This window comes from Caballeronia udeis (assembly GCF_044909315.1).
GTDB lineage: Bacteria > Pseudomonadota > Gammaproteobacteria > Burkholderiales > Burkholderiaceae > Caballeronia > Caballeronia udeis_A.
In genome coordinates this window covers 265,819-277,042 of the sequence record NZ_JBIYEB010000010.1, presented here as the reverse complement: position 1 = coordinate 277,042, position 11,224 = coordinate 265,819, and the positions used below count along the sequence as shown (strand labels likewise).

Annotated in this window: 8 protein-coding genes; 4 read left to right on the top strand and 4 right to left on the bottom strand. The window is 61.5% G+C overall.

Going from position 1 to position 11,224, the window contains the following annotated elements; genetic code table 11:
* Together ABH944_RS18670 and ABH944_RS18665 are read left to right on the top strand one after the other, a co-directional pair.
* Nucleotides 1-181 (top strand): hypothetical protein (locus ABH944_RS18670; RefSeq protein ID WP_404608103.1); only part of this gene is annotated, 181 nt, incomplete at its 5' end.
* 133 nt (nucleotides 182-314) lie between these two features.
* A complete protein-coding gene (locus ABH944_RS18665; RefSeq protein ID WP_404608101.1) occupies nucleotides 315-3,947 on the top strand; it encodes a hydantoinase B/oxoprolinase family protein in 3,633 nt (1,210 codons plus the stop codon).
* A 59-nt stretch (nucleotides 3,948-4,006) separates the two neighbouring features.
* On the opposite strand, the gene ABH944_RS18660 is transcribed toward ABH944_RS18665, so the two are convergent.
* The gene (locus ABH944_RS18660) at nucleotides 4,007-5,938 is read right to left on the bottom strand and encodes a potassium transporter Kup (RefSeq protein ID WP_404608100.1); all 1,932 of its coding nucleotides are present in this window, start codon (nucleotides 5,936-5,938) and stop codon (nucleotides 4,007-4,009) included.
* A gap of 437 nt (nucleotides 5,939-6,375) precedes the next feature.
* Between ABH944_RS18660 and ABH944_RS18655 the strand changes: the two genes are divergently transcribed.
* Nucleotides 6,376-8,073: a S10 family peptidase gene (locus ABH944_RS18655; protein ID WP_404608099.1), complete on the top strand. Its 1,698-nt coding sequence runs from the start codon at nucleotides 6,376-6,378 to the stop codon at nucleotides 8,071-8,073.
* 63 nt (nucleotides 8,074-8,136) lie between these two features.
* Here ABH944_RS18655 and ABH944_RS18650 read toward each other — a convergent pair whose 3' ends face one another.
* From ABH944_RS18650 to ABH944_RS18640, 3 genes are all read right to left on the bottom strand, one after another.
* A complete protein-coding gene (locus ABH944_RS18650) occupies nucleotides 8,137-8,598 on the bottom strand; it encodes an Lrp/AsnC family transcriptional regulator (protein ID WP_404608097.1) in 462 nt (153 codons plus the stop codon).
* A 125-nt stretch (nucleotides 8,599-8,723) separates the two neighbouring features.
* Nucleotides 8,724-9,176: an ester cyclase gene (locus ABH944_RS18645; RefSeq protein ID WP_404608095.1), complete on the bottom strand. Its 453-nt coding sequence runs from the start codon at nucleotides 9,174-9,176 to the stop codon at nucleotides 8,724-8,726.
* 149 nt (nucleotides 9,177-9,325) lie between these two features.
* Nucleotides 9,326-10,177 carry an oxidoreductase gene (locus ABH944_RS18640; RefSeq protein WP_404608093.1) on the bottom strand — a complete coding sequence of 284 codons (852 nt, stop codon included), beginning with the start codon at nucleotides 10,175-10,177 and terminating at the stop codon, nucleotides 9,326-9,328.
* 133 nt (nucleotides 10,178-10,310) lie between these two features.
* Between ABH944_RS18640 and ABH944_RS18635 the strand changes: the two genes are divergently transcribed.
* Nucleotides 10,311-11,216 (top strand): LysR family transcriptional regulator, encoded by a 906-nt coding sequence (locus tag ABH944_RS18635; protein ID WP_404608091.1) that lies wholly within the window; start codon nucleotides 10,311-10,313, stop codon nucleotides 11,214-11,216.
* The last annotated feature ends 8 nt before the right edge of the window (nucleotides 11,217-11,224 follow it).

Sequence of the window (11,224 nt, the reverse complement as noted above, 5' to 3'; positions counted from 1 at the left end):
GGAAGGCGGCCCTAAACCGCTTCACTATCCAGTTCGAAGACCGGATGTCGCCGCGTTAAACGAAAACCCGTTTACACAAAATCCGGGACACCCTCATGAAGAGAAAATCCGACTCTCGCAGACCACTAACGCCGAAAGCAGCAACCCGGCATTGACTCCGACCACTAACACCGGAACCTAGCACCCCGGCATTGACTCCGACCGCTAACCCCGGAACCTGGCGACTCAACACCAACCCCGACCGCTAACCTCAAGCCCATAAAACCCCCAAAACCCGTCCACCGGTGCGAACAATATTTCCAAGGATTACTCCCATGTCGCAGACCAACTCCTCCCACGACCGCCGCTGGCAATTCTGGATCGACCGCGGAGGCACGTTCACCGACATCGTCGCGCGCCGCCCCGACGGCCGCATCGTCACGCACAAGGTGCTGTCGGAGAACCCCGAGCGATACCGCGACTCCGCCGTGCATGGCATCCGCGAGTTGCTCGGCATCGCAAGCCATGAAGCCGTGCCGGCCGAACTGATCGACAGCGTGCGCATGGGCACCACGGTCGCAACCAACGCGCTGCTCGAACGCAAGGGCGCGCCAACAGTGCTCGCGATCACGAAAGGTTTCGCCGATGCACTGCGCATCGCGTATCAAAGCCGGCCGAAGCTATTCGTGCGGCAGATCGAATTGCCCACGCTGCTGTACGAGCAAGTTGTCGAGATCGATGAACGGATTGGCGCGCGTGGCGAAGTCGTGCGTGAACTCGACGTCGAACAGGCCCGCCAGGCGTTGCAATGCGCCTTCGATAACGGCATCCGTTCCTGCGCAATCGTGCTGATGCATGGCTACCGTTACACCGCGCATGAACAAAAGCTCAAGGAGCTTGCGGAGCAGATTGGCTTTACGCAGATCTCGGTCAGTCACGAAGTCAGCCCGCTGATGAAGCTGGTATCGCGCGGCGATACCACCGTGGTCGACGCATACCTTTCACCCATCCTGCGCCGTTACGTAGGGCAGGTTGAAGCGGATCTCGGCGCGGTGCCGCTGCAGTTCATGCAGAGCAACGGCGGCCTCACCGACGCCCACCGTTTCCAGGGCAAGGACGCAATCCTGTCGGGACCGGCCGGCGGCATCGTGGGGGCGGCGCAGGTATCCAGGCTCGCGGGCTTCGACAAGATCATCGGCTTCGACATGGGTGGCACATCCACCGACGTCACACACTACGCCGGTGAGTACGAGCGCGAGTTCGCCACCGAAGTGGCAGGCGTTCGCATCCGTGCGCCAATGATGAAGATCCACACGGTCGCAGCAGGCGGCGGCTCGATCTGCAGCTTCGACGGCGCGCGTTTTCGCGTCGGCCCGCAGAGCGCGGGGGCGAATCCCGGACCGGCTTCGTACCGGCGCGGCGGCCCGTTGACCGTGACCGACTGCAACGTGATGACCGGCAAGATCAGCGCCCGCTGGTTCCCGCGCGTATTCGGGCCGAACGGTGACCTGCCGCTCGACGCCGATGTCGTGCAACGCAAGTTCGCCGAAGTGGCGGCGGCAATGGAAGACGCGACCGGCGTCGCGCGAACGCCCGAAGAAATTGCGGAGGGCTTCCTGAAGATCGCCGTGGAAAACATGGCCAACGCGATCAAGCAGATCTCCGTGCAGCGCGGCTACGACGTAACCCACTACACGCTGGCGTGTTTTGGCGGCGCGGGCGGTCAGCATGCGTGCCTCGTCGCCGATGCGCTTGGCATGACCCGCGTGTTCATCCATCCGCTGGCGGGCGTGCTGTCCGCCTACGGCATGGGTCTCGCCGATGTCCGCGCACTGCGGCAACAGGCGCTTGAAACGCCGCTGGATCGCGCAGCACTCGCCGCTTGCGACCACACGTTCGAACCGCTTGAAACGGCAGCGCGAAACGAAGTCGCCGAGCAACGCATTCCTGTCGGCAACATCGCGTTGCGGCGCACGCTGCATATCAAATACGACGGCACGGACACCGCGCTTGAAATCGACTTCTCAACGGAACCGGCGAAGATCACAGACACGTTCGAGCGCTTGTATCGCGCGCGTTATGGCTTCCTCATGCCGAACAAGACGCTGATCATCGAAGCCGTCGCGGTCGAAGCTATCGGCCGCACGCAGGACGCTGAAGACGAACAGTGGCCGCTGGCCGAGCAGGCATCGGTGAATCCGGAAGCGCTCGCGACCACGCGTATTTTCTCGGGCGGCAAATGGCGCGATACCCCCGTCTTCGATCGCGATGCACTGGCGCCCGGCGCGCGTATCGACGGCCCGGCGATCGTCAACGAGCGTACCGGGACAACGGTGGTCGAACCGGGCTGGCAAGTCGTGGTGAGCAAGCACAACCATCTCGTAGTCGAACGCACGACCGCGCTCGTCAATCGTCATGCAGCCGGTACGCAAGCGGACCCCGTGCTGCTTGAAGTGTTCAACAACCTGTTCATGTCGATTGCCGAACAGATGGGCGTGACACTGGCGAACACGTCGTACTCGGTGAATATCAAGGAGCGTCTCGACTTTTCGTGCGCGCTCTTCGACACCGGCGGCAACCTGATCGCCAACGCGCCGCATATGCCGGTGCATCTTGGATCGATGGGCGAAAGCGTGCAGACGATCATTGACCGGCGCGCGGGCACCATGCAAGGCGGCGATGTCTACGTCCTCAATGCGCCGTACGCGGGCGGCACGCATTTGCCGGACGTGACCGTCATCATGCCGGTGTTCGTCGACGCCAGTCCCACGCCGACGTTCTATGTGGCGGCGCGCGGACATCATGCGGATATCGGCGGCATCACGCCCGGTTCCATGCCGCCGGACTCCACCCATGTGGACCAGGAAGGCGTGTTGCTCGACAACATTCAACTCGTGGCGCAAGGGCGTTTTCTCGACCATGAAATACGCAGCCTGCTGACCTCCGGCCCGTATCCGGTGCGCAACGTCGAACAGAACCTGGCCGACCTGCGCGCGCAAGTTGCCGCCTGCACGAAGGGCGCGCAGGAGCTTGAACGCATGTGCGGGCAGTTCGGCCTGGATGTCGTGCGCGCTTATATGCGGCACGTGCAGGACAACGCGGAAGAAGTCGTGCGGCGAACGCTGTCGGTATTGAAGGACGGCCGCTTCGAATACGCGCTCGACGACGGCGCGAAGATCGTGGTGGCGGTATCGATCAACCACGAAACGCGTTCGGCCGTGATCGACTTCGAGGGCACGAGCGCGCAGCAGCCGAACAACTACAACGCGCCATCGGCAATCTGCAAGGCAGCGGTGCTGTATGTGTTCCGCACGCTGGTAGACGACGATATCCCGCTTAATGCCGGCTGCCTGAAGCCGCTGGAGATCCGCATTCCGGCAGGATCGATGCTCAACCCGCACTATCCGGCAGCGGTGGTGGCGGGCAATGTCGAGACCTCGCAGGTCGTCACCGACGCCCTCTACGGTGCGCTTGGAGTGATGGCGGGGGCACAGGGCACGATGAACAACTTCACCTTCGGCAATGAGCAGTTCCAGTACTACGAGACCATCTGCGGCGGCGCAGGCGCCGGCGCCGCATTTGATGGTTGCAGCGCGGTCCAGACGCACATGACGAACTCGCGGCTGACCGACCCGGAGGTGCTCGAGTGGCGCTTTCCGGTACGTCTCGACGACTTCCGTATCCGGCGCGGCAGCGGCGGGGCGGGGCTGCATGCGGGCGGCGACGGCACCGAACGGAGGGTACGTTTCCTCGCGCCGATGACCGCCGTGATCCTGTCCAACCGGCGTCGTGTCGCGCCGTTCGGACTCGCGGGCGGCAAGCCGGGTGCGCTCGGGGTGAACTGGGTCGAACGAGCGGGCGGGACCGGGCGTGAAAGCTTCGGCGCGCGCCATCAGGCGCAGATGAATCCCGACGATGTCTTTGTCATCCAGACACCAGGCGGTGGCGGCTACGGCGAAGAGCGGTGAAATCTGCCGGCCACCTCGCAAACAGCGAGGCGGCCGGCAGATACTCAAGCGTCCGAACCTTAAATCTCCACTTTCGATCCGAATTCAACCACGCGGTTAGTCGGCAACTTGAGATACGCGGAAACGTTGCCGACGTTGTGGAGCATGATGCCGAACAATCGCTCACGCCACAGCGCCATGCACCTTTCCCTCTCTTGCTTGGGTATCACGGTCGCGCGGCTCAGGAAGTAGGACGTCTCCGACTGCTCGAACACAAGGCCGTATGCCTTGCATGCTTCAAGGGCGCGCGGCAGGTTGACCTCGTCCTTGAAACCGTATGAGATCGTGATGTGATAGCAGTCGCGGCACAGCAATTGCACCGACACCCGCTCCCGCTCCTCAACCCACGGCACCTCCTTGTTCGCCACCGTCAGGAACACCACTCGCCGGTGCAGCACCTGGTTATGCATGAGGTTGTTCAGGAGCGCATGCGGCACGCCATTGGGATCGGGCGACAGGAAAATCGCCGTCCCGCTGACCCGCACCGGCGAGCGAGCCAGCAGCCCTTCAAGGAACGGCTTCAGCGGTGTAGTCCCGGCCCGCACCTTGGCTTCCCCCAGCATGATTTCCCATCCACGTCCCCAGGTGGTCATGACGGCGAACATGAGCAGCCCGATAGCGAGCGGGAACCAGCCGCCCTGCGTGATCTTGAGCAGATTGGCCGAGAAGAATGTAGCGTCGATCACAAAGAAAAATACCGTGGCCCCCACGCACAGGAACCAGTTGTAATTCCACGCATAACGCACCACGAAAAACGTGAGCATGGTCGTGATGAGCATGGTGCCGGTAACGGCAATACCGTAGGCCGACCCCAGTGCAGTCGATGAACCGAACCCGATCACAGCCGCCACCACGGCGACCAGCAAGGTCCAGTTGATGCCCGGAACGTAGATCTGCCCTATCTCCTTCGCCGACGTGTACACCACGTTCATACGCGGCAGGAAGCCTAGTTGCATGGCCTGCTTGGTCATCGAATAGGTGCCTGAAATCACGGCTTGCGAGGCGATCACCGTGGCTATCGTCGACAACACCACCATGGGATAAAGCGACCATACCGGGAACAATCGATAGAACGGATTTTGCACGGCGGACGGATCGGCCAGCAACAGCGCGCCCTGACCCAGGTAATTCAATGCGAGCGCCGGGAATACCAGGCCGAACCACGTGAGCCGGATCGGCTGCGCGCCGAAATGCCCCATGTCGGCATAGAGCGCCTCCGCCCCGGTCAGCGAGAGCACGACGGCCCCCAGCGCAACGAACGCCAACCACCGGTGATGCAGGCAGAATGCCAGCCCCGCGAGCGGATTGAGCGAGACGAGGATATGCGGCGCGTTCAGGATCTGGATGAGCCCCGCTCCGGCCAGCACGATGAACCACACCACCATGATCGGCCCGAACACCGCGCCAATGCCGGACGTCCCGTGCTTTTGCATCATGAACAACGTGATCAGCGCGGCCAGCGTAATGGGGATGACATAGGGCTTGAGCAGCGGCGTTGCGACCTGCAGCCCTTCAACCGCACTCAGCACCGAGATGGCTGGCGTAATCACTCCATCGCCGTAGAACAGCGCCGCGCCCATCACACCGACGGCCAGCAGGACATGACGGAGTCGTGGACGACTCGCCACCGAAGACGCGGCAAGCGCCAGCAGCGCCATGATTCCGCCCTCGCCGTGGTTGTTCGCACGCAGGATGAGCGTCACGTACTTGAGCGAGACGACCACCGTCAGCGACCAGAAGATCAGCGAGACAATGCCGATCACATTGGCCGGTTCCAGCTTCAACCCGTTGGCGGGATCGAAGACTGTCTGCAGGGTGTACAGCGGACTGGTGCCTATGTCGCCATAAACCACGCCAAGGGCAGCCAGCGCCAGGCCATATACTGCCGGCCGGTGCGGCTGGGGCTCACCGACATTCTCAGCGCCGGTTGCAGCGGGTGCATGTAGTCCCATGTCTCCTCCAGATGGCCGCCGCCGGGAACCTTTGGCTCCCGGGGTACGGATCGTCCGTCTGCCTGTTCTGGTGCGATCCGAAGCCGGCTTAATTGTCAGGCGAAAAGCGGTTTGTTATCTCTGGTGATCCAAGTATAGGAAAGCGTAAGCGGATCGGCGAATCGATCTCGCGTCACGCTGCATCGAGGTAACGTGCTAAGGGTTAACTCAAATGCTGACGGCTTCATGTCGTGTTTGTGACCATCAAACGCTTTGGCTGACACTACGGCTTCGAAATACTTACATGCGCGCTGACGGATCCCGCGTCGTCACTCCGATGACAACAATGTGATTGACGGGGCGGGTTGGCTTGTCGAGAATCCAGCCAGCACCTACAGAAAACAAAAACAGCCGGGACCAAGATGCGCGCTTGTTTCTATCCAGTAGTCAGCAGTCTGATGAGCAGTCTGCTCGTGCTTGGCCTCGCCGGCGGTCCGTCCGGTGTCATGGCTCAGGAAACCGGCGCGGCGCCCGCTGACGCCTCAGCCGCGCCTGCCGACATGCAGGAACCGCCCGAGCCCGCCTCATCGCCGGCGGGAACACGCGTACGCCCGGACGCGAGCGTCAACCCTGCACGCCTCAACCGCGCAAACGCCGCACGACCGACGGCAGCCGCCGGCGACGCCGCCAGCGAAACGAAGGCCGAGACGCCGATACCGGTCCCGCCGGAAACCAGATCGGTCACGCAACATTCGATCCGGCTCGACGGCCGCAAGATCGACTACACGGCAACGGCCGGCAATCTGCTTTTGCGCAACAACGCGGACCAGGCCGAGGCCAGCGTCTTTTATGTCGCCTACACCGCGAATACGAAAAACACCGCCACGCGTCCCATCACGTTTCTTTTTAACGGCGGCCCGGGCGCGGGCAGCGTCTTTCTGTTGATGGGATCGTTCGGACCCAAGCGTGCCCGTACATCGAGTCCGGCCATCACGGCGCCAGCGCCTTACGTGCTTGCGGACAATCCTGACAGCCTGCTCGACACCACCGACCTGGTCTTCATCGATGCACCCGGTGCGGGCTTCTCAAGAATCGTAGGCCGCGCAACCGGAAAGCGCTTCTGGGGCGTAGATGAAGACCTGGACGCGTTCGAACACTTTATCGAGCGCTACTTGAGCGTGAACCAGCGCTGGAACTCACCGAAATACCTGCTTGGGGAATCGTATGGAACGGCGCGCGCCGCCATGCTTGCGTATCGTCTGAGCCAGAGCAACATTGCATTGAACGGGGTCGTGTTGATGTCCTCCGTCCTCAACTCGGGCGCGCACGCGGAGGGAACGGATCTGGAGGCGGAGAGCTACTTGCCGACCTATGCAGCCATTGCCTGGTATCACGACAAGATCACGCCCAAGCCGCCAAGCTTGCCGGCGTTCCTCGACGAGGTCCGCGCGTTCGCTTCGGGCCCCTACGCGCAAGCATTAGCCGCGGGTGACTCGCTGCCCGATTCGGAGCGCGACGCAATCGCCGCACGTGTCGCGCATTACACCGGCCTTGATGTGAATTACGCCAAGCAGACGCGGCTGCAAATCTGGCCGTCGCGGTTTCGCAAGCAACTGCTGATCAGCGAATCGCGCACCGTGGGCCGCTACGATGCGCGCTTCGAAGGCATGGACTACGACGACGCATCCGAGCATCCGGATTACGATCCGTCGGTGACCAGCGTGTCGAGCGCCTTCGATGCAGCGTTGCACGAGCATCTGGCGCAAGACCTGCACTTCGACGCGAAGGATACGTATCGTGTATTCAACGACGAAGCGCTAAAGCAATGGAACTGGAAACATCGCGAGTGGTGGGGGGAGCAGCTTATGCTGCCCTATGCGGCCGCTGACCTCGCTGAAGCGATGCGGCAGAATCCCCGCTTGCGCGTGCTGTCGCTCAACGGCTATTTCGATCTGGCAACGCCATTCTTCCAGACCGAATACGATCTGTCGCATATGGGACTGGATCCGACGCTGCGGGCGAATGTGCAGCGCACGTATTATCCGACGGGCCACATGATCTATCTCGACGATGCCGCCCTCCATTCGCTCAAGAGCGATCTCGTACGTTTTTATAGTGCCGGTACGGCGCAAACGCCCAAGGCCGGCTCACAGTGAACAGGGAATAGGGATATGCAATAAGAGCCTGTTCGGATTCCTGATGAATAAGCGGCGGATTGCTCAGAGCAATGGTAACCCTGCATCGCGCTTGACCTCGCGCAGCGACAGCGTGGACTCGACTGCCGTGACGCCGGGCAATGTCCGCAATACATCCCGCAGGAACGTCCCGTAGTCCTCCAGATCCCGCGCGACAACTTCCAGCAGATAGTCGGCGCTGCCGGAAATGTTGTGGCACGAAACAATGCGCGGTATGGCTTGTATTTCGCGTTCGAACCGCTCGGCCAGTTGCCGGTCGTGCACGCCAAAACGCACCAGCGTAAATGCGACCAGACCCAGTTTTAATGCCGATTTCGACAGGACCGCCCGATACCCTTCAATATAACCTTCCGCTTCCAGCCGCTTGAGGCGGCGAGCACACGGCGTTTCGCTCAAGCCCACGGCTTCGGCGAGGCTTGCGTTGGTGGCGCGGCCATCGGCCTGGATCGCTATCAGGATTGCGCGATCTATCTTGTCAAGTTCCATCCGGTCCATCCGTCATCCTCCATGGAGGATACGAATGTTAGTGCATTCCGCTAGAAGTCGCGATCTTCCGACGGGAAATGCCTAACCGGCGGATAGGGTCTGATGTAATGAAGCTGCGCTCTTTTCTAGGCGGGACGGTTCGCCAGGCCCGGCGGCAACTCGCCAATTTGCCGGAACAAGCCTAGCCAGTCTTCGAGATGCCACGTCTTGGCAATGCGGTCGTCGCGAAGTTCATGAAAAGAATGAATCGCGAAATCGACCACCTTGGACGTGGCCGGAATGCCCATGAGCGGTCCTGACTGCGTGCCCGTGACCTTTGCACGCACGCCGACCATGGCGTCGTGGATCAGGACATCGAGCAGGATGACTTTCATGTCAGGCAACGCATGCAAGAAATTTGCAAGCATGGGTACTATCTGCTCCACGCCGATCGATTCTCCCGATGTGCCCGGAATATACTGCCAGTCGGAAGTGACGGCCGTGCGCAGAAGCTCTATATCCGCATGCTCAATGGCGCGATAAAAGCGCTCGATGACGTCCCTCGTGGCGGCGTGCCCTACCTCGTTCGATACAGTCATGTTCCGTCCTCTCCGGCGCCGGTGAGACGCGCAAGGCCAAGCTGTCGACGTCCCCTCCCTGATGCTGCAAGGGGCTGTGGTTGGTGCAATGATATGCCACTTGGCGGGCGGCTCGCGAGCATGAAACCCGGCGCAACACCACGTCCTCCTCAAACAGGAATGTCTGTCGAGCGCGACAGCGCCTCCCAGGTCTGAAGCTCCTGCTCGACAAACGCATGCTTCTCGCGAATCCGGGCCAGAGCGTCCGTGCCCAACTGAAGCCGCGAGGGCGGATTCGTGGCGGAGACCAACGTCAACAGTGCTTGCGCGAGCCGCTTGGGGTCGCCCGGCTGGCGGTGGTTGTATGCGTTCGCCGACACCCGGACCTTGCCGGCGGTTTCAGCATAATCCGCGATCACATTCTTCGCTTCCATTGCAGACGATGAATCGAGAAAGTCCGTTCGAAAATAACCGGGCTCGACCACCGTGACATGAATGCCGAGCGGCGCAAGTTCTGCGTGAAGCGCTTCTGAAAGCCCTTCCACTGCAAACTTGGTCGAACCGTACACCCCGAAACCCGCACCGACCCTATACCCGCCAAGCGACGACATGTTGATCACATGCCCCGAACGCTGGCTGCGCATTTGCGGCAGCGCGGCGCGCGTGACGTTGAGCAAACCCATCACGTTGGTGTCGAAAATACTGCGGACCTCTTCGGCGCTGGTCTCTTCAACCGCCCCTGCCAAACCATAACCGGCATTGTTGACCAGCACATCGATGCGGCCGAAATGCTCCACCGCCAGCTTGACGGCTTGAAGCGCCGCGGACTCGCTGGTGACATCGAGGTCGACAGCCAGGAGGCCGGGCTGCACGCCGAGCGCATGGGTGACGGCGCTCGACTTGCGCGCCGTGGCAACCACGGCGTCACCTTGAGCAAGCGCCGCAGCGGTGATCTCGGCGCCCATTCCGCGCGATGCGCCGGTGATCATCCAGACGCGCTTGAAACTAGTTTGCGGGGTCATGTCGAACCTCTCCGATCGGAACGGCGACCGGGGATCCGGTTGCCATGACGCACATCCTACGCATTCGATTCTGCTTGAAAAAGCGTATCGAGGTACATTCGCCATGAACCAAAAGTTCATAATGGAGCAGTGCATGGACAAGGATCTTCTGGACGGCGTGGCCATGTTCCTGGCGGTGGCCGAGCATAAGAGCTTTACGACCGCGGCCGCTCGCCTGCAGGTTTCGCCCACGGCGGTCAGTAAATCGATCCGGCTGCTGGAGCGGCGTCACGGCGTGTCGCTGTTTCAGCGCACCACCCGGAAAGTCGCGTTGACCGACGCCGGGGTATCGCTGTTCGAGCGCTTGCGTCCGGCTGTTGAAGACATCGACGGTGCGTTTGAAGCACTCAACAGTTTTCGTGACAATGCTTCCGGCACGCTGCGCATCACGATGACCCGTTCTGCCTGCACGCTGCTGATCGAGCCAATGATCGAACAGTTTCGCGTGGCGCATCCCGACGTGCATCTGGACCTGACGCTCGATGAGGGCGCCGTGGATCTGGTGGAAAGTGGCTTCGATGCAGGCATTCGCCTGGGCGAATCGCTCGCGAAGGACATGGTGGCCTTGCGGCTCACGCCGGACGCGGTCTGGTCGGTGGTCGGCAGCCCTGCGTATTTCGCCAGGGCGGGACGTCCCCGAACGCCGCAGGACCTGATGAATCACGAAGGCATTCAGTATCGCTTCGTCAAATCGGGTGTGGTCCACCGGTGGGATTTTCAGGTCGACGGCCGCAAGGTCATGATCGACATCGGCAGCCGCTTGACGGTCAATGATCGGGCAGTCTTGATTAAATTTGCCCGCATGGGGCTTGGGCTTGCGTACGTCGCGGATTTCGAAGCAGGGGGTGAGCTGGCCGCAGGAGAACTCGAGCAAGTATTGCTGCCCTTTACTCCTCCCGGCGACGGCCTGTATTTATATTTCCCGGTCCGCACGCAATCGCAGGCAAAGCTAAGGGCATTTATAGATGCCCTGAAGCCGGAGCGCTCAACCAGACCCTAAGCGCTTAC

What these genes read in the sequence shown, in the direction of transcription:
- ABH944_RS18665 (WP_404608101.1), top strand. Translation starts at nt 315, where the DNA reads ATGTCGCAGACCAACTCCTCCCACGACCGCCGCTGGCAATTCTGGATC.
- ABH944_RS18660 (WP_404608100.1), bottom strand. Translation starts at nt 5,938, where the DNA reads ATGGGACTACATGCACCCGCTGCAACCGGCGCTGAGAATGTCGGTGAG.
- ABH944_RS18655 (WP_404608099.1), top strand. Translation starts at nt 6,376, where the DNA reads ATGAGCAGTCTGCTCGTGCTTGGCCTCGCCGGCGGTCCGTCCGGTGTC.
- ABH944_RS18650 (WP_404608097.1), bottom strand. Translation starts at nt 8,598, where the DNA reads ATGGAACTTGACAAGATAGATCGCGCAATCCTGATAGCGATCCAGGCC.
- ABH944_RS18645 (WP_404608095.1), bottom strand. Translation starts at nt 9,176, where the DNA reads ATGACTGTATCGAACGAGGTAGGGCACGCCGCCACGAGGGACGTCATC.
- ABH944_RS18640 (WP_404608093.1), bottom strand. Translation starts at nt 10,177, where the DNA reads ATGACCCCGCAAACTAGTTTCAAGCGCGTCTGGATGATCACCGGCGCA.
- ABH944_RS18635 (WP_404608091.1), top strand. Translation starts at nt 10,311, where the DNA reads ATGGACAAGGATCTTCTGGACGGCGTGGCCATGTTCCTGGCGGTGGCC.